This is a genomic window from Streptomyces sp. SPB162, from assembly GCF_029504575.1.
Taxonomy (GTDB): domain Bacteria; phylum Actinomycetota; class Actinomycetes; order Streptomycetales; family Streptomycetaceae; genus Actinacidiphila.
Map to the genome: position 1 here is coordinate 5,807,556 of NZ_JAQFII010000001.1, position 22,616 is coordinate 5,830,171.

General features: G+C 73.0%; 18 protein-coding genes and 2 pseudogenes. 13 read left to right on the forward strand and 7 right to left on the reverse strand.

Annotation, left to right across the window (positions count from 1 at the left end):
• Positions 1-94: 94 nt before the first annotated feature.
• The 6 genes from M2266_RS26295 (at position 95) to M2266_RS26320 (ending at position 4,901) form a co-directional block, all read left to right on the forward strand.
• Positions 95-883: a RodZ domain-containing protein gene (locus M2266_RS26295; protein ID WP_277440403.1), complete on the forward strand. Its 789-nt coding sequence runs from the start codon at positions 95-97 to the stop codon at positions 881-883.
• 38 nt (positions 884-921) lie between these two features.
• Positions 922-2,439, forward strand: coding sequence for a 30S ribosomal protein S12 methylthiotransferase RimO (rimO, locus tag M2266_RS26300; protein ID WP_277440404.1), 1,518 nt, complete (start codon positions 922-924; stop codon positions 2,437-2,439).
• Positions 2,436-3,251: a CDP-diacylglycerol--glycerol-3-phosphate 3-phosphatidyltransferase gene (gene pgsA / locus M2266_RS26305; RefSeq protein ID WP_277440405.1), complete on the forward strand. Its 816-nt coding sequence runs from the start codon at positions 2,436-2,438 to the stop codon at positions 3,249-3,251. The genes rimO and pgsA overlap by 4 nt, the downstream gene beginning before the upstream one ends.
• Positions 3,248-3,787: a CinA family protein gene (locus M2266_RS26310; RefSeq protein WP_277440406.1), complete on the forward strand. Its 540-nt coding sequence runs from the start codon at positions 3,248-3,250 to the stop codon at positions 3,785-3,787. The genes pgsA and M2266_RS26310 overlap by 4 nt, the downstream gene beginning before the upstream one ends.
• 94 nt (positions 3,788-3,881) lie before the next feature.
• A complete protein-coding gene (locus M2266_RS26315) occupies positions 3,882-4,265 on the forward strand; it encodes a helix-turn-helix transcriptional regulator (protein WP_277440407.1) in 384 nt (127 codons plus the stop codon).
• 165 nt (positions 4,266-4,430) lie between these two features.
• A complete protein-coding gene (locus tag M2266_RS26320) occupies positions 4,431-4,901 on the forward strand; it encodes a DNA starvation/stationary phase protection protein (RefSeq protein ID WP_269270549.1) in 471 nt (156 codons plus the stop codon).
• Between the two features lie 779 nt (positions 4,902-5,680).
• Here M2266_RS26320 and M2266_RS26330 read toward each other — a convergent pair.
• From M2266_RS26330 to M2266_RS26340, 3 genes and pseudogenes are all read right to left on the reverse strand, one after another.
• Entirely contained in the window at positions 5,681-6,478 is a 798-nt protein-coding gene (locus M2266_RS26330; protein WP_277440409.1) for an SDR family NAD(P)-dependent oxidoreductase, read from the reverse strand.
• A 32-nt stretch (positions 6,479-6,510) separates the two neighbouring features.
• A pseudogene (locus M2266_RS26335) lies at positions 6,511-7,312 on the reverse strand (DNA-formamidopyrimidine glycosylase family protein).
• 70 nt (positions 7,313-7,382) lie between these two features.
• Positions 7,383-12,083 (reverse strand): DEAD/DEAH box helicase, encoded by a 4,701-nt coding sequence (locus M2266_RS26340; protein WP_277440410.1) that lies wholly within the window; start codon positions 12,081-12,083, stop codon positions 7,383-7,385.
• Positions 12,084-12,188: 105 nt separating this feature from the next.
• Here M2266_RS26340 and M2266_RS26345 point away from each other — a divergent pair, with 105 nt between their 5' ends.
• The 3 genes from M2266_RS26345 to M2266_RS26355 all read left to right on the forward strand — a co-directional run bounded on the left by M2266_RS26345 (position 12,189) and on the right by M2266_RS26355 (position 14,210).
• Positions 12,189-13,055: an AraC family transcriptional regulator gene (locus M2266_RS26345; RefSeq protein ID WP_277440411.1), complete on the forward strand. Its 867-nt coding sequence runs from the start codon at positions 12,189-12,191 to the stop codon at positions 13,053-13,055.
• Between the two features lie 76 nt (positions 13,056-13,131).
• Positions 13,132-13,902, forward strand: coding sequence for an AzlC family ABC transporter permease (locus M2266_RS26350; RefSeq protein ID WP_277441361.1), 771 nt, complete (start codon positions 13,132-13,134; stop codon positions 13,900-13,902).
• A complete protein-coding gene (locus tag M2266_RS26355; protein ID WP_277440412.1) occupies positions 13,899-14,210 on the forward strand; it encodes an AzlD domain-containing protein in 312 nt (103 codons plus the stop codon). The genes M2266_RS26350 and M2266_RS26355 overlap by 4 nt, the downstream gene beginning before the upstream one ends.
• A gap of 20 nt (positions 14,211-14,230) precedes the next feature.
• Here M2266_RS26355 and M2266_RS26360 read toward each other — a convergent pair whose 3' ends face one another.
• The 3 genes from M2266_RS26360 to M2266_RS26370 all read right to left on the reverse strand — a co-directional run bounded on the left by M2266_RS26360 (position 14,231) and on the right by M2266_RS26370 (position 17,205).
• Complete coding sequence (locus M2266_RS26360; RefSeq protein WP_277440413.1) at positions 14,231-15,145, reverse strand: hypothetical protein; 915 nt, start codon at positions 15,143-15,145, stop codon at positions 14,231-14,233.
• Positions 15,146-15,271: 126 nt separating this feature from the next.
• Positions 15,272-16,645 (reverse strand): chloride channel protein, encoded by a 1,374-nt coding sequence (locus M2266_RS26365; RefSeq protein WP_277440414.1) that lies wholly within the window; start codon positions 16,643-16,645, stop codon positions 15,272-15,274.
• A complete protein-coding gene (locus tag M2266_RS26370; RefSeq protein WP_277440415.1) occupies positions 16,642-17,205 on the reverse strand; it encodes a potassium channel family protein in 564 nt (187 codons plus the stop codon). Before M2266_RS26370 ends, M2266_RS26365 begins: the two co-directional genes overlap by 4 nt.
• A 124-nt stretch (positions 17,206-17,329) precedes the next feature.
• On the opposite strand from M2266_RS26370, the gene M2266_RS26375 reads away from it, so the two are divergent.
• From M2266_RS26375 to recX, 4 genes are all read left to right on the forward strand, one after another.
• Complete coding sequence (locus M2266_RS26375; protein ID WP_277440416.1) at positions 17,330-17,524, forward strand: DUF3046 domain-containing protein; 195 nt, start codon at positions 17,330-17,332, stop codon at positions 17,522-17,524.
• Between the two features lie 111 nt (positions 17,525-17,635).
• Positions 17,636-18,721, forward strand: a complete 1,086-nt coding sequence (locus M2266_RS26380) for an AI-2E family transporter (protein ID WP_277441362.1) — start codon at positions 17,636-17,638, stop codon at positions 18,719-18,721.
• A gap of 226 nt (positions 18,722-18,947) precedes the next feature.
• Positions 18,948-20,072, forward strand: a complete 1,125-nt coding sequence (gene recA / locus M2266_RS26385) for a recombinase RecA (RefSeq protein ID WP_346780934.1) — start codon at positions 18,948-18,950, stop codon at positions 20,070-20,072.
• A 4-nt stretch (positions 20,073-20,076) separates the two neighbouring features.
• A complete protein-coding gene (recX, locus tag M2266_RS26390; RefSeq protein ID WP_277441363.1) occupies positions 20,077-20,646 on the forward strand; it encodes a recombination regulator RecX in 570 nt (189 codons plus the stop codon).
• Between the two features lie 264 nt (positions 20,647-20,910).
• Here the strand turns inward: recX and M2266_RS26395 are convergent.
• A pseudogene (locus tag M2266_RS26395) lies at positions 20,911-22,569 on the reverse strand (FAD-dependent monooxygenase); the annotation flags it as partial.
• Between the last annotated feature and the right edge of the window lie 47 nt (positions 22,570-22,616).

The window sequence follows — 22,616 nt, forward strand, 5'->3', positions numbered from 1 at the left end:
GGCGGACACAGACCGGCTGTCCGCTTGCTCCACTCTTTCGCTACCCCCCTAGACTGAATCACCAGCAGGTGGCTGCGGCCTGAAAGGCTTTCTCGTGTCCCTCGGCAACCCGCCCTCCGATGACCGGCCCTCCGTCGGTCGTGCCCTTGCTCAGGCCCGCCTCGCCGCCGGGCTGACCGTCGACGAGGTCAGCTCCACGACGCGCGTGCGCGCCCCCATCGTGCTGGCCATCGAACAGGACGACTTCTCCCGCTGCGGCGGCGACGTGTACGCCCGCGGCCACATCCGCAACCTCGCGCGCGCCGTCGGCATCGATCCCGAACCCCTGGTCGAGCAGTACGCGCAGGACCACGGCGGCGTCACCCCCCAGGTCCCCGTCGCGCCGCTCTACGAGGCGGAGCGGATCAGCCCGGACCGCCGCCGCCCGAACTGGACGGCGGCGATGGTCGCCGCGATCGTCGCGGTGGTCGGGTTCGTGGGCTTCACCGCCTTCAGCGGATCCGGTGGCAACGGGTCGGCGGTGGCCAAGCCGTCGGTGACCGCCACGACGCCCAAGCCCAGCCCCAAGCCCGCCGACCCCAAGCCCGAGCCGACGAACAGCGCGATCGCCGCCGTTCCGGCGGGCAAGGTGACGGTGAAGCTGACCGCGGACGTCGCCAAGAGCTGGATCCAGGCCACGGACAGCACCGGCAAGCCGCTGTTCGCCGGCACTCTGGAGGAGGGCGACTCCAAGACCTTCACCGACAACAAGAAGATCAAACTGGTGATCGGCGACGCGGGTGCGATCAAGCTCTTCGTCAACGGCAAGGACCTCGGTCCCGCGGGCGAGGAGGGCGAGGTCGTACGCCTCACCTTCACCCCGGGAGACCCCCAGGCCGGGTGAACGTAAGAGGTACGGCTCGGACAAAGTAGGCTGAGCCTATGCCCGAACCCCGTACCGTCGCCCTTGTCACGCTCGGCTGCGCCCGCAATGAGGTGGATTCCGAGGAGCTCGCCGGCCGTCTGGCGGCGGACGGCTGGCAGCTGGTGGACGACGCCGCGGACGCCGACGTCGCCGTGGTGAACACCTGCGGCTTCGTCGACGCCGCCAAGAAGGACTCCGTGGACGCCCTGCTGGAGGCCAATGACCTCAAGGGTCACAGCCGCACCCAGGCGGTCGTCGCCGTCGGCTGCATGGCCGAGCGGTACGGCAAAGAGCTCTCCGAGGCCCTGCCCGAGGCCGACGCGGTGCTCGGCTTCGACGACTACACGGACATCTCCGACCGTCTGCAGACCATCCTGGCCGGCGGGGTGCACGCCTCGCACACCCCGCGCGACCGCCGCAAGCTGCTGCCGATCAGCCCCGCCGAGCGGCAGACCGCCGCCGTGGCGCTGCCCGGCCACGCGCAGGAGGTCCCGGCCCCCGCGCCCGCCGACCTCCCCGAGGGCGTCGCCCCCGCCTCGGGGCCGCGTGCGCCGCTGCGCCGCCGCCTGGACGACAGCCCCGTCGCCTCGGTGAAGCTGGCCTCCGGCTGCGACCGCCGCTGCTCGTTCTGCGCCATCCCGTCCTTCCGCGGCTCGTTCATCTCCCGCCGCCCCTCCGACGTCCTCGGCGAGACGCGCTGGCTCGCCGAGCAGGGCGTCAGCGAGGTCATGCTGGTCAGCGAGAACAACACCTCGTACGGCAAGGACCTCGGCGACATCCGCCTGCTGGAGACCCTGCTGCCGGAGCTGGCGGCCGTCGAGGGCATCGAGCGGATCCGGGTCAGCTACCTGCAGCCCGCCGAGATGCGTCCGGGCCTGATCGACGTCCTGACGTCGACCGACAAGGTCGTGCCGTACTTCGACCTGTCCTTCCAGCACTCGGCGCCCGGCGTGCTGCGCGCGATGCGCCGCTTCGGCGGCACCGAGAGCTTCCTGGACCTGCTCGGCACCATCCGCGGCAAGGCCCCCGAGGCCGGTGTCCGCTCCAACTTCATCGTCGGCTTCCCGGGCGAGACCGAAGCGGACCTGGAGGAGCTGGAACGCTTCCTCGGCTCCGCGCGGCTCGACGCCATCGGGGTCTTCGGTTACTCGGACGAGGACGGCACGGAAGCGGCCGGCTACGGGGACAAACTCGACGAGGACACCGTCGCGCGGCGGCTGGCCCGGGTGTCGCGGCTGGCGGAGGAGCTGACCGCGCAGCGTGCCCTGGAGCGGCTCGGCTCCACCGTGCGGGTGCTGGTCGAGTCGATCGACGAGGAGACCGGCGAGGCGGTCGGCCGCGCCGACCACCAGGCACCGGAAACGGACGGATCGACCACGCTGACCTCGTCCGAGGGACTGAAGCCGGGCATGATGGTAGTGGCGAAGGTGATCGACACCGAGGGCGTCGACCTCATCGCGGAGCCTTCCCCCGCCGTCGGCTGGGGAGCCCCCGCGACCGGCGGCGGCCGTGTTTCGGAGGAGGTGGGCAGATGACCGGAGTCCCCGCGCCCGCCGCGGCCACCCCGGACCACATCGGGGACCCGGTGGTCGGCCAGGCCGGCCTCTGGAACATCGCCAACCTGCTCACGATGATGCGGCTGGTGCTGGTCCCCGGCTTCGTCATGCTGCTGATCCACGACGGCGGCCACGACCCCGCCTGGCGCTCGTTCGCCTGGGCGGCGTTCGCCATCGCCATGATCACCGACCTCTTCGACGGGGAGCTGGCCCGGCGCTACGGGCTGGTCACCGACTTCGGCAAGATCGCCGACCCGATCGCCGACAAGGCGATCATGGGCGCCGCGCTCGTCGGGCTCTCCGCGCTGGGCGACCTGCCGTGGTGGGTGACCGGAGTCATCCTCTTCCGGGAGATCGGCATCACGCTGCTGCGCTTCTGGGTGATCCGGCACGGCGTGATCCCGGCCAGCCGCGGCGGCAAGCTCAAGACGCTGACCCAGGGCATCGCGGTCGGCATGTACATCCTGGCCCTCGTCGGACCGCTGGCGACCCTGCGGGCCTGGGCGATGGCCGCGGCCGTCGTGCTGACCGTCCTCACCGGGCTCGACTACATCCGGCAGGCCGTCGTCCTGCGCCGGGCCGGGCTCGCCGCGCAGCGCGAGCGCGCGGCCGCCCGGGCGAAGCCGCCGGGCGAGGCCGGTCTCCTGGCCGCGGTGGACGCGGACCGCGAGCACGAACCGGGAGTCGAGCGCCGACGGGATGCGGAGCGCGGGCAGGACCTGGAGCGTGAGCGGGACTTGGAGCGCGAACAGCGGAGCTCTCCGCGGCGGCAGAGTCACCAGAACGGATGACGGCGGCCGAGGTGTTGCGACTGCTCGACGGCCGGGGGCTCACCCTGGCGGTCGCCGAGTCGCTGACCGGCGGTCTGCTGGCCGCGGAGCTGACGGCCGTCCCCGGCGCCTCCCGGACCTTCCGCGGCTCGGTGACGGCCTACGCGACGGAGCTCAAGCACGTACTGCTCGGTGTGGACGCCGGGCTGCTGGCCGCTCGGGGAGCGGTCGACCCTCAGGTGGCCCTCGAGATGGCCGAAGGGGTGCGGAGCAGACTGGGAGCCGACTGGGGCGTGGCCACCACCGGCGTCGCGGGACCGGCCCCGCAGGACGGGAAGCCGGTCGGCACGGTGTACGTGGCGGTGGCCGGCCCCGAGAGCTCGGCGGTGCATCCGCTGCGGCTGGAGGGCGGCCGCTCCGAAATCCGTGCCGCCAGCGCGGACGCCGCGCTCGCCCTGCTGGAGCGGACCCTCACCGCAGGGGTGGCGTCCGTCACGACCGGGGTGCGGGCGAAGGATAGGGAAGAAGACGGGGGGAAGGGATGTTTGCAGCCCTGAGTGAACACGACATCGCTCCCCGCACGGCCGGTGCCCGAGGCGGTACGGTGGGGCAAGAAGGATCCGGATTCGCGGTCCGAGGAGGGAGCCACCGATGATCCTGCTCCGTCGCCTGTTGGGTGACGTGCTGCGTCGGCAGCGCCAACGTCAGGGCCGCACTCTGCGTGAGGTCTCCTCTTCCGCCCGGGTGTCCCTGGGCTATCTGTCCGAAGTTGAGCGAGGGCAGAAGGAGGCATCCTCCGAGCTGCTCTCCGCGATCTGCGACGCGCTGGACGTCCCGATGTCCGAGGTGATGCGCGAGGTCAGCGATGATCTGTCGCTCGCGGAGCTGGCCCAGTCGGCGGCTTCCCAGACCTCCGCGGCGCCGATGCGACCCCTGCTGGGTGCGGTGACCTCTGTCACATCCGTCACGACCGAGCGGGTCACCATCAAGGCGCCCAAAGCGCCCGCGGAAGCGGTCGACGTGGTCGCGGCCTGAGCCGTCCGTTCGCCAGAAGTACCTGTACCGGAACCCCGGTCGGCACCGCCGACCGGGGTTCCGTCCTTTTGCCAGGCTTAGCGCGACGAGGCAGGGTAGGCGGTACGGAGTTAACAGGGTTTAACGGACTATTCGTCAGTCCCGTCGCCAGTAGGAGGATTCCGCATGAGTGTCGTCAAGAGCCCGCTGTCCGACAAGCACCGCAAGATCGTCGGCGAGGCGCTGCAGGGCGCCCTGGTCGACCTCGTGGATCTCGCGCTGGTGTCGAAGCAGGTCCACTGGACCGTGGTGGGCCCGCGCTTCCGTTCGGTCCATCTGCAGCTCGACGAGGTTGTCGACACCGCCAGGCTGCACGCCGACACGGTCGCGGAGCGCGCCTCCGCGATCGGCGTCACGGCGGATGGGCGGGCCGACACGGTCTCCAAGACGAGTGGCATCGACACGGTCACCGACGGCTGGATCAAGGACACGCAGGCGGTGGGCATCCTCATCGCGGCGCTCGACTCGGTGATCGGACGGATGCGAGCACGCATCGGGACGACCGAGGACGCCGACCCGGTTACCCAGGACATCCTCATCGGGCTCACGGCCGATCTCGAGAAGTTCCACTGGATGTTCCAGGCGGAGAACGCCTAGGCCGTGTCTGACACATACCGGCGTCCGCCCGGAGGGCGGGGCGCGGGGCGTCTGGTGCGTGCGATCGCACGGCGGAGGGTCGCCCCTGTATTGGACGTACTGGGGCGGGCCCGACAACTGGGGGCCCCTCCCGGCGGTAGCTGGGGGAGAGCGCGCGTGCCAGGCGTCCCGGGCCGGGCGGGATGTGTCAGACACGGTCTAAGGCGGTCAAGGGCCGGCGTCAGGGCGCGGAAGGCACCCGGGGCGCCCGCGGGTGGCAGGTGGCGCGTGGGGGCGCCCGAGCCACCGCGGGCGCCCCCACGCGCTTTCCGTGCCCCTTGTGCCGCTCTGGCGGCCGCTCTGCGAGGTGGATACGATGAATGACTCGTCACGTTGGGTTCACCGATCATTGCAGATGGTAGCGGTGGCCTGCTCCTATCGGGTGAAGGCCTGGCCGGAGGTGGCGGCAGAGGGCTAGCGATCTTGGGAACCGGGCATCGCACCCTGGTACGGAGCGCCCTCCGGGGCACTCCGCCGCAACCTCGGGGTTCCGAAGGAGGCGGCCATGCGCGTGCTCCAGCTCCGGGTCATCCGGAGTCTGTGGTCCCGCAGGGCGGTCCGCTGGCCCGTCGCGCTGTGCTTGGGCGCCCTGTGGTGGTGGGCCGCGCTGCGGCTCGCCGTCCAACCCGGCCGGGCCGGACCCGTCGAGGGCGTGCTGACCGCCGCCGGCTGGGGGCTGGGCCTGATACCGCTGCACGCGGTACCGCGGCCCGCCGCTCGAACGAGGCGGGGCGGCCCTGCTACCAGGGCATGGCGACCCCGCCGTTGGGGCGGAGGATCTGGCCGGTGGTGAAGGCCGAGGCGTCCGAGGCGAGGAAGAGCACGGATCCCGCCACGTCCTCCGGGGTGCCGACACGGCCCAGCGGCGCCATCCGTACGAGTGACGCCTCGGCGCGGGCCTGGGCGTCCTCGTCGAAGACCCCGTCGGATCCGGTGCCGTAGTGCGAGGTCATCGGGGTGCGGATGAAACCCGGGGCGATGGCGTTGGCGCGGATGCCGAGCGGGCCGAGTTCGGTCGCCAGGGTCCTGGTGAGCTGCACGACGGCGGCTTTGGAGACGCTGTAGCAGAGCAGGCCGCGGGCACCGGTGTCGATCGCCCCGGAGGCCATCGTGATGATGCTGCCGGACCGCTGGGCGGTCATCGCGCGGGCCGCTTCCTGGGCGCAGTACAGCACGCCCTTGAAGTTGGCGCCGAGGACACGGTCCAGATCGGCGTCCTCCGTCTCCAGGACGCTGCTGCTGTGCATGATCCCCGCGATGGCCGCCAGGACGTCGAGCCGCCCGTGGTCGCGGACAGTCTCGGCGACGGTCTCGGCGATCCGGGTCCGGTCGGTGACGTCCAACTCCCGGGCACGGGCGGCGCCGCCGGCCTTCTGGATCAGTTCCGCGGTCTCCCGCACACCGGGCCCGTCGCGGTCCGCGCAGACGACGGTGGCGCCGGCTTCGGCGAGCAGGACCGCGGACGCGCGCCCGATCCCGCTCGCGGCGCCGGTGACCAGTGCGGTGCGTCCGGTGAGGTCGTACGCCTTCAGGGGCATGACGCGACGGTACGACCGTATCTGATGGACCGTCAACTATCGTGCGGGTGCGGGCCCCGCTGGCAGCGGGGACACCAGTAGGCGACGCGGGCCCGTTCCGGCGGCCCCTGCTCCCCCTTGCGGATGGGGGTGCCGCAGCGCAGGCACGGCAGGTGCTCCCTGCCGTAGGTCCAATGGGTGCGGCCGCGCCGCAGATCGCCGGTGGTGATGTGTCCCGGACGGTTCTTGTTGGCCTCCAGCAGCTTCTTGGCGAGCACGACCAGCTTTCTCCACATCGGCCTCGCCGACCAGCGTCCAGGGGGTGAGGCCGCGCAGGAAGCAGAGCTCCGACACGTAGACGTTGCCGACACCCGCCAGATTGCGCTGGTCCAGGAGCGCCTCGCCGATCGGCCGGTCGGGCTCGGCGTTCAGCCGCGCGACGGCCTCGGCCGGATCCCAGTCAGGACCCAGCAGATCGGGGCCGAGATGGCCCACGACGCTGTCCTCCTCGGCGGTGGGCAGCAGCTCCAGCACCGGCAGCCGGTAGCCCACCGCCACCCGGTCGGGTGTCTCCAGCACGGCGCGGACCTGGTGGAGGGGGCCGCCGCGCCAGCGGTCGCCCGGCCCGTACAGATGCCAGGAGCCGTCCATGCGCAGATGGGAGTGGAGCGTCAGACCGCTGTCCAGGCGCGTCATCAGGTGCTTGCCGCGCGCGACCACCTCGAGGACGCGGTGGTTCGCGAGATCCGTGGTGGCGAGCTGCGGCACGCGCAGGTCGGCGCGGACGAGGGTCTGGCCGGCCAGGGCCTCGTCGAGTCGGCGTACGGTCAGCCAGACCGTGTCTCCTTCGGGCACCTCTCCATCATGCCTGGCAGGTCTGACATACCGGGCAGCCCCGTTCGGCAGCCGCCGTGCGCCGGGCCCGTCAGGATCGCAGTCGCAGGCCGCGCGGGGTCGCGTGGAAGCCCGCGGTCTCCAGGGCGCGGCCCAGCGCTGACGTCAGGGCCGACTCCCCGTTGGTGCGCTCCACGGTGAGCCGGCCGAGCGCGCCCTCCCGGACCGCCAGCGCCAGGGCGTCCGCCGCGGCGCCCAGCCGTTCCTCGTCGTCGGGCCAGGCCAGCAGCGTCTTCCCGCCGCGTTCCACATAGAGGGCCAGCTCGCCGTCGACCAGGACCACCAGGGCGCCCGCCTTGCGGCCCGGTTTGTGCGTGACGCCTTCGGGCTGCGCCGGCCAGGGCAGGGCGGCACCGTACGCGTTGGCCGGGTCGGCGGCGGCGAGGACGACGGCCCGTTGGCCGGCGCGGGTGCCCTCCTCGCGGTCCCGGGCGGTGTTGATGGCGCGGAGCCGGTCCACCGCGCCGTCCATCGCGAACTGCGCGGCGCCGAGCCCTTCGACCACGTAGCCCCGCCGGGTCTGACCGGTCTCCTCGAAGGCCGACAGCACCCGGTAGGCGGCGGAGAAGCCGCCCTCGACGCCCTCGGCGGCGACCGCTCCGCGCGTGACGACCCCATGGCGGTCCAGCAGGCTGTGGACGAGAGCATGCGCCCGCAGCGTCGGGTCGGTCTCCGGGGACGGGACGAGCGACCAGCGGCCCGCCGTCGTCGGGGGCCCGGTGCGGGACGCGGTCCCGCGCGACGCCCGGCCGGCCAGGGAGCCGTAACGCCCCCGGGGGACCGAACGCGGAGCGCGGTGTGCGGTGGACCCGGCGGTGCGCCCGGAACCGAGCAGCGCGCGCAGCGGGGCCAGGGTGTCGTTGGTGAGCCGGCCGGACCACGCCAGGTCCCATACGGCGTCCGCCAGCTCGAGGTCGGACGAGGCCGCGCCCGCGGCCCGCACCTGGTCGGCGATCTGCCGGAAGAACAGGCCGTAGCCGCCGGTGAGGGCGTTCAGGACGGCCTGGTGGAGCGGCGAGAGTTCGAGCGGATGCGGGTCCTTGAGCAGCAGCGGCGCGGTGTCGGCGAGATGCAGCGAGACCCAGCCGTCCTTGCCGGGCAGCGCCCCCGCGCCGGACCACAGGACCTCGCCGGAGGCGGTCAGCTCGTCCAGCATCGCCGGGGTGTAGCCGGAGACCCGGGACGGCAGCACGAGTTTCTCCAGCGCGGAGGCGGGCACCTCGGCGCCCTGCAACTGCTCGACGGCCCGGACCAGCCCGTCGATACCGCGCAGGCTGTGGGTGCCGATGTGCTGCCACTGGGGGAGGAAGGTGGCCAGGGTGGCGGGCGGCACCGGTTCCACCTCGTGCCGCAGCGCGGCCAGCGAGCGGCGGCGCAGCCGGCGCAGCACCGCCGCGTCGCACCATTCGTGGCCCGCGCCGCCCGGCCGGAACTCACCCTGGACGACGCGGCCGGCGGCGGCGAGGCGCTGCAGCAGGCCGTCCGCCACGGCCGTGCCGAGGCCGAAGCGCCGGGCGGCCTCGACGGAGGTGAACGGGCCGTGGGTGCGGGCGAACCGGGCGAGCAGATCGCCGAGCGGGTCCTTGACCGGCTCCGTGAAGGCTTCGGGAACGCCGACGGGCAGCGCCGTACCCAGCGCGTCCCGCAGCCGGCCGGCGTCCTCGACCGCGGCCCAGTGCTCGGCTCCGGCGATCCGGACCCGGATGGCGCGGCGGGCCGACTCCAGTCCGCCCGCCCAGTCCGGCTCGGCGCCGCGCGCCGCCAACTCCGCCTCGGTGAGCGGTCCGAGGAGTCGCAGCAGGTCCGCGACGCCTTCGGCGTCCTTGACCCGGCGCTCCTCCGTCAGCCACTGCAGCTCCAGCTCCAGCTCGGCCAGGACATCGACGTCCAGCAGCTCGCGCAGCTCTGCCTGGCCCAGCAGCTCGGCCAGCAACCGGGAGTCCAGCGACAGGGCGGCGGCGCGGCGTTCGGCGAGCGGGGAGTCGCCCTCGTAGAGGAACTGTGCGACGTAGCCGAAGAGGAGCGAGCGGGCGAAGGGGGACGGCTCGGGCGTGGTGACCTCCACCAACCGCACGCGCCGCGACTCGATGTCACCCATCAGCTCGACGAGTCCCGGCACGTCGAAGACGTCCTGCAGGCACTCGCGGACCGCTTCGAGGACGATCGGGAAGGAGCCGAAGTCCGAGGCGACCTGGAGGAGCTGGGCCGCGCGCTGGCGCTGCTGCCACAGCGGGGTGCGCTTGCCGGGGGAGCGCCGGGGCAGCAGCAGGGCGCGGGCCGCGCATTCGCGGAAGCGGGAGGCGAACAGCGCGGATCCGCCGACCTGGTCGGTGACCAGCTGCTCGACCTCGCCCTTGTCGAAGGCGACGTCGGAGGCGCCGACCGGCGACTGGTCGCCGTCGAACGCGGTGCCCATGGGGTCATAGCCGGTGCCGGCACCGGTGCCCGGGCCCGCGTCCAGCAGGTCGAGGCCCATCAGGTCCGCGTCCGGCAGCCGGAGCACGATGCCGTCGTCGGCGTGCATCACCTGGGCGTCCAGCCCGTACCGCTCCATGAGGCGGGCACCCAGCGCCAGCGCCCAGGGCGCGTGCACCTGCGCGCCGAAGGGGGAGTGGATGACCACCCGCCAGTCGCCCAGCTCGTCACGGAACCGCTCCACGACGATGGTCCGGTCGTCGGGGATGTGGCCGCAGGCCTGCCGCTGCTCGGACAGGTACGCCAGGACGTTGTCCGTCGCCCAGGTGTCGAGTCCGGCCGCGGACAGTCGTTCGCGGGCCTCCTCGGGAGCCAGCCGCCCGACCTCGCGAACGAAGGCGCCCACCGCCCGGCCGAGCTCCAGCGGGCGGCCCAGCTGGTCGCCCTTCCAGAAGGGGAGCCGGCCGGGAACCCCGGGCGCGGGGGAGACGAGCACCCGGTCGCGGGTGATGTCCTCGATCCGCCAGGACGTGGTGCCCAGCGTGAAGACGTCGCCGACGCGCGACTCGTAGACCATCTCCTCGTCCAGCTCGCCGACCCGGCCCCCGCCCTTCTTGGGGTCGGAGCCGGCCAGGAAGACCCCGAACAGCCCGCGGTCCGGGATGGTGCCGCCGGAGGTGACGGCCAGCCGTTGCGCTCCGGGGCGGCCCGCGACCGTGTTCGCCACCCGGTCCCAGACGATGCGTGGCCGCAGCTCCGCGAAGGCGTCGGAGGGGTAGCGGCCGCCCAGCATGTCGAGGACCGCCGTGTACGCGGAGTGCGGGAGCGCCGCGAAGGGCGCCGCCCGGCGCACCAGGGCGAGCAGCTCGTCCACGTCCCAGGTGTCGAGCGCGGTCATGGCGACGATCTGCTGGGCCAGCACGTCCAGTGGATTGGCCGGTACGCGCAGGGACTCGATGGAGCCGGTCCGCATCCGCTCGGTGACGACCGCCGCCTGCACCAGGTCACCGCGGTACTTGGGGAAGACCACACCCGTCGAGACGGCGCCCACCTGGTGCCCGGCCCGGCCGACGCGCTGCAGTCCGGAGGCGACGGACGGCGGCGACTCCACCTGGATGACGAGGTCGACCGCGCCCATGTCGATGCCCAGTTCCAGGCTGGAGGTCGCGACGACGGCGGGCAGCCGGCCGGCCTTGAGGTCCTCCTCGACGATCGCGCGCTGCTCCTTGGACACCGACCCGTGGTGCGCGCGGGCCATCAGGGGCGGCGCGCCCTGCGCGGCGCCCGACTGGGCCATGATCTCGGCGGGCGGCGAGGTGTCCGGCAACGGTTCGCCGGTGGCGCGCTCGTAGGCGATCTCGTTGAGCCGGTTGCACAGCCGCTCGGCCAGCCGCCGGGAGTTGGCGAACACGATCGTCGAGCGGTGCGCCTGCACCAGATCGGCGATCCGCTCCTCCACATGCGGCCAGATCGACGCCCGCTGCTCGGCCCCGGCCGCGGACCCGGTGTGCTCGGCGACGGGGGAGCCGCCCAGCTCGCCCAGGTCCTCGACGGGCACGACCACCGACAGGTCGAACTTCTTCTGCGACGCCGGCTGGACGATCGTCACCTTGCGCTGCGGCGACAGATAGCGGGCGATCTCCTCGACCGGCCGGACCGTCGCGGACAGCCCGATCCGCCGGGCGGGACGGTCGAGCAGCTCGTCCAGCCGCTCCAGGGACAGCGCCAGGTGCGCTCCGCGCTTCGTGCCGGCGACGGCGTGCACCTCGTCCAGAATCACCGTCTCCACCCCCCGCAGCGCCTCGCGGGCGGCGGAGGTGAGCATCAGGAACAGCGACTCGGGGGTGGTGATCAGGATGTCCGGCGGGCGGGTGACCAGCGTGCGGCGTTCGGCGGCGGGGGTGTCCCCGGAGCGGATGCCGACCCGGACGTCCGGCTCGGGCAGTCCGAGCCGGACGGACTCCTGGCGCAGTCCCGTGAGCGGGCTGCGCAGGTTGCGCTCCACGTCGACCGCCAGGGCCTTGAGCGGGGAGATGTAGAGCACCCGGCAGCGGCGCTGGGTCTCGGCGGGCGGCGGGATGCTCGCCAGCCGGTCCAGCGAGGCGAGGAAGGCGGCCAGCGTCTTGCCGGAGCCGGTCGGTGCGACCACCAGGACGTCGGAACCCTCGCCGATCGCCCGCCAGGCACCGGCCTGGGCGGCCGTGGGCGCGTGGAAGGCTCCCGTGAACCACGCGCGGGTGGCCGGGGAGAACGCGTCCAGGGCGGCGGCCGGGTCCCCTTCCGGTTCCGGCTCTCCCTGACTGGTCCGTCGCGACATGTCCCCATCCTGCCCCGACCCACTGACAACGGCCTCGGGACCCGCGCGCGGGGCGTCTCCGGGGCCCGAAGGCCCGGCTCCGCGCCCGGCGGCAGAATGGGTGGCATGGCACGGCGCGCACCGGCACCCGAGCAGGCACGGCACTGGCGGCATCCGCAGCTGCCGGGCGTGGACCTGCTGCGCGCGCGGTACGTCAGCCACACGTTCTCCCGGCACTCCCACGAGGGCTACGTGATCGCGGCGGTCACCCGGGGCGTCGAGGGCATCGGCATGCCCGGCGGCGACCTGCGGGCGGGTGCGGGCGGCGTCGTGCTCATCAACCCCGAGACCCCGCACACGGCGTACGCGGGGACCGAGGACGGCTGGAGCTACCGCGTCCTCTACCCGAGCATCGACGTGGTGGCCGCCGTCGCCGCCGAGACGGCCGGCCGGAACGGCACCCCGGCGTTCACCGGCACCGTCCTCGACGACCCGGACTGCGCGCGGCTGATCGCGGACATCCACGCCGCCGCGGAACGCGACAACGCGCTCGCGGCCGACACGCTGCTGCGGGTCGCCGTCGCCCGGCTGCTGCGCCGCTACGGCGCCGACACGGCCGCGCCGGGCGCGCTGCCCTCCGCCGGTTCGCTCGCCGCCGGGCGGGCCAGGGAGCTGCTCGTCGAGCGGATCGCGTGCCCGCCGACGCTGGACCAGCTGGCCGCGGAACTCGGCACCAAGCCGTTCGCACTGCTGCGCGCCTTCAAGAGCGCCTACGGGCTGCCGCCGCACGCCTGGCTGACCGGCGAGCGGGTGCGGGCGGCCCGGCGGCTGCTCGACACGGGGACACCGCCCGCCGAAGCGGCACTCGCGGTGGGGTTTACCGACCAGCCGCATCTGAACCGGCACTTCACCCGGATCGTGGGCGTACCTCCTGGCGCCTATCGGCGCGAACGTGCAAGAACGTACAAGACGGGTGAAGACTCGGTTCCCTAACGTTCGGAGCGTGACACGAGCAGCACGCATACACGGTGACAGCAGCGGACCGAACGGCACGGAGGACGAGGACCCGGTGGTCCCGCGCCTGACGACTTCCTTCCCGGAGCCGTCGACGCGGCCGGCTTCCGCCGTGGTCCGGGACGCGCTGGCCGTCGGTGTCGCCGTCGGCCTGTCCGGGTTCGCCTTCGGCGTGACGTCGGCCGGAGCCGGTCTGACCGTCGCGCAGACCTGCGCGCTCTCCCTGCTGGTCTTCAGCGGCGCCTCGCAGTTCGCCCTGGTCGGAGCGCTGGGCGCGGGCGGCAGCCCGTTCGCCGCGGCCGCCGGGGCGTTCTTCCTCGGCGCGCGCAACGCGTTCTACGGGATGCGGCTGTCGCAGCTGCTGCGCCTTCCCCGTGCGGTGCGCCCGTTCGCCGCCCAGTGGGTGATCGACGAGACCTCCGCCGTGACACTCGCGCAGCCCGACCGGCGCAGCGCGCGGCTCGGCTTCACCGTCACCGGCGCCGGCATCTACCTGCTGTGGAATCTGACCACACTGCTGGGCGCGCTGGGCGCCTCCGCGCTGGGCGACCCGGCGGCGTGGGGGCTGGACGCCGCGGGGCCCGCCGTCTTCCTCGCGCTGCTCGCACCCATGGTGAAGGGCCGCCGTGAGCGCGTGGTCGCCGGGCTCGCCGTCGTCCTCGCCCTGGCCTGCCTGCCGCTGCTGCCCGCCGGGGTGCCGGTACTGGTCGCGGCACTCGCCGCGCCGATCGTCCTGATCGCCGCACGCCGCACCACGGCAGGCGAGGACGCGGCCGATGCGACAGGCCCCGCCGACGCCGCACTCCGGACGGAGAAGGACCGATGACCACCTGGATCGCCATCGCCGTGACCGCCTTCGGCTGCTACGCCGTGAAACTGCTCGGCCTTTCCGTGCCCGCCGGGATCCTGGAGCGGCCGCTGGTGAAGCGGCTCGCCGCCCTCGTCCCGCTCGCCCTGCTGGCCGCACTCACCGCCCTGCAGACGTTCAGCACCAGCGAGCTGAAACTCGTCATCGACGCCCGCGCGGCCGGGCTCGCCGCCGCGGCCGTGGCGCTGCTGCTGCGCGCGCCGTTCCTGGTCGTCATCGGCGCGGCGGTCCTGGTGACCGCCGCCGTACGGGCGCTGACCGGCTGACCGGCCGGGCGCACCGCGTTTCAGATGATGGGGCGGCCGTAGGCGCGCAGCGTCAGCAGCGCCTCGACGGTGATGATCGGCCGCCACTCCGACCGGGTGCCCGGCGCCCACGCCCGCCACCGCATCGGCCAGCCGCCGTCGTCACCCTGCTCCGCCGCCAGGAAGTCCAGCGACCGCTCCAGCTCGTCGTCGCTGAACCACTGCCGGGCCAGCGACTCGGGGCCGCGCGCGTAGTCGTACGCGAAGTGGTACTCGCCCGGCGCGTACCCGGCGGGCAGCGGGCAGCGGTCCGCGCGGTCCGGATCCAGCACCACCAGCTGCTGGTCGCGCACCGCCTTCCCCAGCCGGTGCGCCGCGTCCCGCGCCCGCGCCCGGTCCGGGACGGCGTCCAGGAACGCCACCGCCGCCTGGACCTCGTACGGGTGCGTCGAGTCCAGCGCCTCGATCGCGGCCCAGCAGAAGTCCGTGGCCCGGAACAGCCAGGCGTGCCACACCTCGTTGGCGTGCAGCGCTCCCACCACGGGGCCCGTCGCCAGCAGGGCACCCTCCGGCGTCTCGGTCACCGGGATCCAGGGTGCCGCCGGATAGCCGCGCAGCGACGGATGCACGGCGGGCAGTGCGCCCTCCGCCGTCGAGACCTCCGTCAGGTAGCGGCAGACCCGCTCCGCGCGCTGCCCCCCGCACCGCCCGATCCCGTCGAGCACGCGCAGTGCGTGCGCCGTGTGCAGCGGCTGGCTCACCGGTCCCCGCAAGTCCGGTTCCAGGGCGTGCCCGAAGCCGCCGTCGTCATTGCGGTACGCGTTCAGCGCGGTCTCGACCGCGTCGACCGCCGCGTCCGAATCGTCGAGGAAGTGGTACGTGAACCTGCGCTGCTCGAGCACGCGCGCGGTCAGCCACACGAAGTGCTCGGCGCGCGCGAGGGGAGTTCCTGGCATGCCCGCACAGTAGGGCGCCTTCCCCGCACTGCATACGGCTGTCGCGCGGGAGCACCCGCCCGTGCGACACCAAGCCCTCGTGTGCGGGATCCTCCCGCCCCGAAGTTGACGTCCGTGTCCGGGCGGTCATGCCTCCATCGGGCCGAGCTGCGGTTCGGCGGCCGTGGGTTTGCGGGGCCAGGGCGGCAGCAGTTCGGTGGTGACGAAGGCGACGACGGCCGACAGGATGACGACGGGCATCATCGCGGAGCCGCCGAGCAGGAGGCTGACCAGAACCACGCTGCTGACCGGCAGCCGCAGGGCGCTCGCCGCCGCGGCCGCCATGCCCGCCGCGATGGCGGGCACGAACCCGAGCCCCGGCAGGGGCGAGAACAGTGTGCCTGCGGCGGCACCCAGGAAGAGTGCGGGAAAGATGGGCCCACCGCGCAGACTGCCCAGACACAGCGCGTACGCGGCGCCCTTGAACAGGAGGACGGCGAAGAGCGCCCCGATGCCCCAGGCGTGCGGGTTGCCGGCCATCGCGTTCAAGGTGCCCTGCCCCGAGGACGTGACCTCGTCGGGCGCGCGGTCGGTGATCAGCGCGTACAGGGCGGCGCAGCCCGCGGCGGCCAGCGCGCAGAGCACGGTCCGGGGGAACGTCCGTACCGAGGTGAACGCCGCGGTCAGCCGCCCCGCACCCAGCGCCAGGTGCAGGAAGGCGCCGATGACCACCGCCATGAGCAGTGACCAGAGGAGGTCCGGCGCGTCCAGGCGCGGGAAGGGGGCGGCCAGGTTCAGCGCCAGGCTGCCGGTCTGCAGCCCGGTCCACCGGCCGAACCCCGTGAACACCAGCGCCCCCACCCCGCTGGACAGCAGGGCGGGCAGCATGACGGCGAACAGCTGCGGTCCCCCCACCCCCGCCACCTCGATGAGCAGCACGGCCGCGATCAGCGGGTTGCCGAAGATGGCGGCGATGGCCGCGGCGGCGCCGGCCGCGCCGATGAGAGCCGTGCTCCGCGGTGTCGCCGCGCCGCGGACGAGGTTCCGGAAGATCAGCGCCAGGCCGCTGCCGAGCGCGATCAGCGGTGCCTCGGGTCCCAGGACCGCGCCGAACGGCAGGCTCGCCACCGCGGCGAGCAGCACACCCGGCAGCGCGCCGGGTGAGGCGCCTCCGACGTGCAGGCCGGAGGCGGGGACGTGGCCGCCCGCGCCGGGCACACGCGTGGCGATCAGGCCGACGCAGACGCCGGCGACCGCGAGGAGGGGCAGCGGCCACCACCACGGAGGGACGTCCCAGCCCCAGGCGTGCGGGATGTCGGCCCACAGCGCGTGCTCCAGCTGGTGCATCCCGACGAGGAACCAGAACGCGGCGAGGGAGACCGGGACGCCGACGAGCGCACAGAGGACGAGCGCCTTGAGGTAGCCCGGCGACAGCAGCATGTCGCGCAGCAGATCCGCCGTCTGCGGTTGCTGCGTTCCGCCGCCCACGGATCCGGCCGGTCGGGGTTCCGATTCCGTCATGGGCCGTCCTCCGGGAGTTCTGAGAGGGAATCCGCTGCCGCGTCCCGCCGCCGCAACCCGATCCGGACCGCGCCGAAGAGGACCTTCGCGATCAGGCCCACCAGGATGAGGTCGGCGACCATCTGCGCCGTGGTCAGCACCCGGCTGAGCCGGGTGATGGGCGTGATGTCCCCGAATCCCACGGTCGCGAACACCGTGACGGTGAAGTAGAGCGCGTCGGTCCGGGTCAGCGGCTCCGAGAACGCCGCCGCCCGGTCCTTGGCGACCAGGAAGTACGCCGCGGAGAACATCAGCAGGAACAGTGGCACGGCGGTGGCCAGCACCTCGACGGCGCGCAGCCCCGGATGCGCCGCACGGGTGACGGCGGTGACCTGCCAGGCCACGAGGCAGCCGAAAGCGACCAGACCCAGGACGAGCAGGGCGGCACTGACGGCGTCGAACTCCCGGTCGAGCGGCACCAGGTAGTAGAGCCAGGTGAGCAGCGCGGCCGAGGCAGTCGAGCGGAGCAGACACCCCACCAGAAGCCGCCGGCGGCGCCGCGTGCTGGGAATCTCGCCCATCACCTCTCCTCCACCGAGCCTCGGCACCCCCGCCGCCATTGCAGCACCCACCCCGTCCCCCCGCACCTCGCCCGCGCCCCACCCGGTCTCCTTCACGCCACTCGCGTCGCGGGATACTGGGGGCATGAAGTTGACGGTGTTCTGGGAGCGGATGCGGACGCAGTTCGGGGAGGGGTACGCGGACTCGTTTGCCCGGGATCATGTAATGGCCGAGCTCGGGGGGCGCACGGTGTGGGAGGCGCTGGACTCCGGGTGGGAGGCCAGGGACGTGTGGCGGGCGGTCTGTACGGCGATGGATGTGCCGGCCGGAAGGCGCTGAGCCCGCGGAGGGTTGATCCCGGACTTTTCGGTCGGCGCGTCCAGACTGGAGTCCGTGTCGGGAACCGGGGAGAGCGCCCTCCAGGAAGAGCCGTCCACTCCACGTGCGCGGATGCCGCGGTGGCTGCCGCGCGCGATGATGCTCGCGCTGGCGCTGGTGGCCTGCTACCGGTTGGCCGGCTGGGCGTTCCACCAGCTGACCGGATTGCTGATCAACATCCTGATCGCGTTCTTCGGCGCGCTGGCCATCGAGCCGGCGGTGGACTGGATGGCGGCGCGCGGGGTGCGGCGCGGGGTGGCCACCGGGCTGGTCCTGCTGGGGGCGTGCGTCGCGGTCGCGGTGTTCGTGGTGGCGCTCGGGTCGCTGCTCGTGGACCAGATCACGATGATCGGCCAGAACTTCCCGCGGTACGTGGACGACGTCGTGGTGTGGCTCAACCGGACGTTCCACACGAAGCTGGACGTCGGGACGCTGCAGGACAACGTCCTGCACTCCGACTGGCTGCGCGGCTACCTGCAGAAAAGCGCGGGCAACGTGTGGGGGCTGTCGGCCACGGTCCTCGGGATCGTCTTCCAGCTCTTCACCGTGGTGCTGTTCGCGTTCTACTTCGCGGCCGACGGGCCGCGGCTGCGCCGGGCGCTGTGCTCGGTGCTGCCGCCCGCGCGGCAGGCGGAGGTGCTGCGGGCCTGGGAGATCGCGGTCGCCAAGACGGGCGGGTACATCTACTCGCGGGCGCTGATGGCGCTGGTGTCGGGCGTCGCGCACTACGTCCTGCTGCAGGTGCTGGGTGTGCCGTACGCGCCGGCGCTGGCGGTGTGGGTGGGGGTGGTGTCGCAGTTCGTGCCGACGGTCGGGACGTACCTCGCGGGCGCGTTGCCGATGCTGATCGCGTTCACCGAGGATCCGTGGGACGCGGTGTGGGTGCTGGGCTTCGTCGTGGTCTACCAGCAGTTCGAGAACTACGTGCTGCAGCCGCGGATCACGGCGAAGACCGTGGACATCCACCCGGCCGTCGCCTTCGGGTCGGTCATCGCCGGCACCGCGCTGCTGGGGGCGGTGGGCGCGCTGGTGGCGATCCCGGTGACCGCGACGCTGCAGGGGTTCTTCGGCGCGTACGTGAAGCGGTACGAGGTGACGGATCCCCGGGCGCGCGGGCCGCGCCGGCGGCCCTGGCTGCGGAGGAAGCGCCGCAGGTGAGGCGGACGAGGCGCCGCGCGTGGGGGAGGAGGCTTGGGGAAGGCGCGCACCTGTGGCCTCGCGTGTCGCTTGACACGCAAATCGAACATCCATTCTCATGGGTGGTCCGGGCCGGTTGTCCACGGAGGTTTTCCACAGCTCGGAGCGACGTCCAGGCGCATTGTCAGTGGCAGGGACTAGCGTCATGGACGTGAAGCGATCGACTCAAACATCCCGGGTGGAGCCCATGGCAGGTAACGACCGCGAGAAGGCGCTGGACGCCGCGCTCGCACAGATTGAACGGCAGTTCGGCAAGGGCGCGGTCATGCGCCTCGGCGACAAGCCGAACGACCCCATCGATGTCATCCCCACCGGGTCGACCGCACTGGACGTGGCCCTCGGCGTCGGCGGTATCCCGCGCGGCCGTGTGGTGGAGGTGTACGGGCCGGAGTCCTCCGGCAAGACGACCCTGACGCTGCACGCGGTGGCCAACGCGCAGAAGGCCGGCGGCACGGTGGCGTTCGTCGACGCCGAGCACGCGCTGGACCCCGAGTACGCCAAGGCGCTCGGTGTCGACACGGACAACCTGCTGCTCTCCCAGCCGGACACCGGCGAGCAGGCGCTGGAGATCGTGGACATGCTGGTCCGCTCCGGCGCGATCGACCTCATCGTGATCGACTCCGTGGCCGCCCTCGTGCCGCGGGCCGAGATCGAGGGCGAGATGGGTGACTCGCACGTGGGTCTGCAGGCCCGGCTGATGAGCCAGGCGCTGCGCAAGATCACGGGTGCGCTGCACCAGTCCAACACCACGGCGATCTTCATCAACCAGCTCCGCGAGAAGATCGGTGTGATGTTCGGCTCGCCGGAGACCACCACCGGTGGCCGCGCGCTGAAGTTCTACGCCTCCGTACGGCTCGACATCCGCCGTATCGAGACGCTGAAGGACGGTACGGACGCGGTCGGCAACAGGACCCGCGTCAAGGTCGTCAAGAACAAGGTTGCGCCGCCCTTCAAGCAGGCGGAGTTCGACATCCTCTACGGCCACGGCATCAGCAAGGAGGGCGGCCTGATCGACATGGGTGTCGAGCACGGCTTCGTCCGCAAGGCCGGCGCCTGGTACACGTACGAGGGCGACCAGCTCGGCCAGGGCAAGGAGAACGCCCGCAACTTCCTCAAGGACAACCCGGATCTCGCCGACGAGATCGAGAAGAAGATCAAGGACAAGCTCGGCATCGGTGTCCGGACCGTGGCCCCCGGCGCGGAGCCGGGAGCCGACGCGGCGGGCACGGCGGCCGATACCGCGACCGCCAAGCCCGACGTTCCGGCGCCCAAGACCGTGAAGGCGACCAAGGCCACCGCGGCCAAGGCCTGAGGCCGTGGCGAGTCGGCACCCCGATCGCGGCGGCTCTTCCGAGTCGAGGGCCTCGAAAGAGCCGCCGCTCAGCCCGGAGGAGCAGGCGCGGGCGTTGTGCCTGCGCCTGCTCACCGGGAACCCCCGCACGCGTAAGCAGCTCGCCGACGCGATGCGCAAGCGGGAGATCCCGGACGACGTGGCGGAGCAGTTGCTGGAGCGGTTCCAGGAAGCCGGCCTGATCGACGACCAGGCGTTCGCCAACGCCTGGGTGGAGTCCCGGCACCGCGGGCGGGGCCTCGCCCGCCGGGCGTTGGCGCGCGAGCTCCACACCCGCGGGGTGGACGCGGAGCTGGTCACCGAGGCGGTGGCCCAGCTCGACTCCGACCAGGAGGAGGAGCGGGCCCGCGAGCTGGTGGACCGCAAACTGCGGACCACCCGTGGGCTGGAACGGGACAAGCGGCTGCGTCGCCTCGCGGGAATGCTCGCCCGCAAGGGCTATCCGGAGGGTCTCGCCCTCCGGGTGGTCCGAAGGGCCCTGGAGGAAGAGGGCGAGGAGGAACCGGACGCCCTGGAGTACCACCCGCTGGGGTGACGGCCCTCCGGGAGTACGCCGCAGGTTTCCCGGTCCGGGGTTTCTCGGTCTGGGGTTTCTCGGTCCGGGGTTTCTCGGTCCGGGGGTGCGCCACCCCAGCAGCCAGGACGCTGCAGATACCGCTGAGCCCAACAACGTCCGCAGTCCGGACGCCGCGGGTCCCGCGGGGCCCGGGCGTTTCCGCCCGGGCGGTGCGGTCGCCGGAGTAGGCAGTCTCAGGGCGTTCGGTTGCCGACCGGGTCGTCCTGGGGTGCGGTTCGGTGCGGGGGGGCCGCCACGGGCCAGGTCCGCGTAGGAGTACAGCTCCGCCGGGCGGCAGCCGACCATGGCCGTCACCAGATGGCCGTCCGGGCGGATCAGCAGCACGCTGTGGGCCGTCGCGCCGGGGTAGCCCTCGGCGACCAGCAGCTCGGCGCGCATGGGGAGCGCGGCGACCGCCGACGCGAGCCGCGGCATCAGACCGGCCGTCAGCCAGTGCCGGCTGTCCCACACGCCCGTGCCCGGGGCGATCAGCATCACCAGCAGGTTCTGGCCCAGTCGGTCCTGCAGCCGGCCGACGGTTCCGTCCAACGCCGTCACCGGCACGTCGACGACCAGCCCGCCCGGGGGAGTGGCACAGGTGGCGACCAACGGGGATCCGACGGTCTTGCCTCCACCGCTGCCGCCCCCGCCCGGACGGGGCGCGGGCAGCGCGAGCGGGGAGCGGCCGTAGACCGGTGGGGCGGCGAGGGGCCCCCGGCCGAGGTGGCTGTCGGTCAGCAGTTCGGCGTGCCCGCGGGCGGATCCGGAGAGCAGCGAGTGGCGGACCGCGTTCCACGTCCCGCCGGCGCGTACCAGCGGCAGGGCCTGGTCGGTGGCGCGCAGCCGGGCTCCGACCGCTTCGCGCCGCTCGGCCTGATAGCTGTCGAGCAGGGTGTCGGACGCGCCGTCGTGCCAGGCGAGCGCGAGCTTCCAGGAGAGGTTCTCCGCGTCCCGCAGGCCCTCCTCCACACTCTGGGCGCCCAGCGCGCCCATCAGGTGGGCGGCGTCGCCGGCGAGGAACGTCCGGCCCACCCGCCAGCGGCGGGCGAGCCGCTGGTGCACCGGGTACTCGGCCGAGCCGACCGGTTCGTACGGCACGACGCTGCCGCACCACGTGGTCAGTATGGAGCGGACCCGGGTCACCAGTTCGTCGGCGGTCAGAGCGTCGCCCCGGCCGGGCAGCAGCCAGTCGAACCGCCACAGGTCGTCGCGCAGCGGACGTGCCGTCACCTCCTGGCCGGTACCGAAGCCGGGGGGATCACGGTGCAGCAGGGCCACACCGGGCTCCGGCAGGTCGACGCGCAGCACCGCGACGGCGTGCCGGTCGACGGCCGTCTTCCCGGGGAAGCGCACCGCGAGCAGTTTGCGGACGGTCGAGCGCGGCCCGTCGCAGCCCACCAGGTAGCTGCCGCGCCACCAGGTGCGGTCGGCGCCCCGGGTGTGCACGGTGACGCCGGTGGCGTCCTCGTCGACCGCGTCGACGCGGGAGCCGGTCACGATCCGTACGAGGCCGTGGCCGTGCAGGGTCTCGCGCAGCCCCCGTTCCAGCCGGTGCTGCGCGATGTGCACCGGGGATGGTTCCGCGGGCTCCTCGTCGTACCCGGACCCGGACCCGAGGGGGTCGGGGCCGAAGTCGATGCGCAGCACCTCCTGCCGCCGGCGCAGGGTGCGCCAGCCGGCCCAGGTGGTGCCGTCCGCGTACACCCGCGGGTAGCCGAGCCGTTCCAGCAGGGCGGCGGTGTCGGCCCTCAGGACGGTGGTGCGCGGATGGCGCAGGTCGTCGCGGGCGTCGGCCGGCCCCTCGGCTTCGTCGAGGACGATGGTCGGGACACCGCGTTTGGCCAGAGCGAGCGCGAGGGCGAGGCCCGTGGGGCCCGCTCCCGCGACGATCACCGGGTCCACAGGGCGGTCCCCGGAAGATGTGCAGTCACGATACGTATGCAATCCAC

Coding starts and splice junctions, on each gene's coding strand:
- rimO (WP_277440404.1), top strand. CDS start 922: ATGCCCGAACCCCGTACCGTCGCCCTTGTCACGCTCGGCTGCGCCCGC.
- pgsA (WP_277440405.1), top strand. CDS start 2,436: ATGACCGGAGTCCCCGCGCCCGCCGCGGCCACCCCGGACCACATCGGG.
- M2266_RS26310 (WP_277440406.1), top strand. CDS start 3,248: ATGACGGCGGCCGAGGTGTTGCGACTGCTCGACGGCCGGGGGCTCACC.
- M2266_RS26315 (WP_277440407.1), top strand. CDS start 3,882: ATGATCCTGCTCCGTCGCCTGTTGGGTGACGTGCTGCGTCGGCAGCGC.
- M2266_RS26320 (WP_269270549.1), top strand. CDS start 4,431: ATGAGTGTCGTCAAGAGCCCGCTGTCCGACAAGCACCGCAAGATCGTC.
- M2266_RS26330 (WP_277440409.1), bottom strand. CDS start 6,478: ATGCCCCTGAAGGCGTACGACCTCACCGGACGCACCGCACTGGTCACC.
- M2266_RS26340 (WP_277440410.1), bottom strand. CDS start 12,083: ATGTCGCGACGGACCAGTCAGGGAGAGCCGGAACCGGAAGGGGACCCG.
- M2266_RS26345 (WP_277440411.1), top strand. CDS start 12,189: ATGGCACGGCGCGCACCGGCACCCGAGCAGGCACGGCACTGGCGGCAT.
- M2266_RS26355 (WP_277440412.1), top strand. CDS start 13,899: ATGACCACCTGGATCGCCATCGCCGTGACCGCCTTCGGCTGCTACGCC.
- M2266_RS26360 (WP_277440413.1), bottom strand. CDS start 15,145: ATGCCAGGAACTCCCCTCGCGCGCGCCGAGCACTTCGTGTGGCTGACC.
- M2266_RS26365 (WP_277440414.1), bottom strand. CDS start 16,645: ATGACGGAATCGGAACCCCGACCGGCCGGATCCGTGGGCGGCGGAACG.
- M2266_RS26370 (WP_277440415.1), bottom strand. CDS start 17,205: ATGGGCGAGATTCCCAGCACGCGGCGCCGCCGGCGGCTTCTGGTGGGG.
- M2266_RS26375 (WP_277440416.1), top strand. CDS start 17,330: ATGAAGTTGACGGTGTTCTGGGAGCGGATGCGGACGCAGTTCGGGGAG.
- M2266_RS26380 (WP_277441362.1), top strand. CDS start 17,636: ATGCCGCGGTGGCTGCCGCGCGCGATGATGCTCGCGCTGGCGCTGGTG.
- recA (WP_346780934.1), top strand. CDS start 18,948: ATGGCAGGTAACGACCGCGAGAAGGCGCTGGACGCCGCGCTCGCACAG.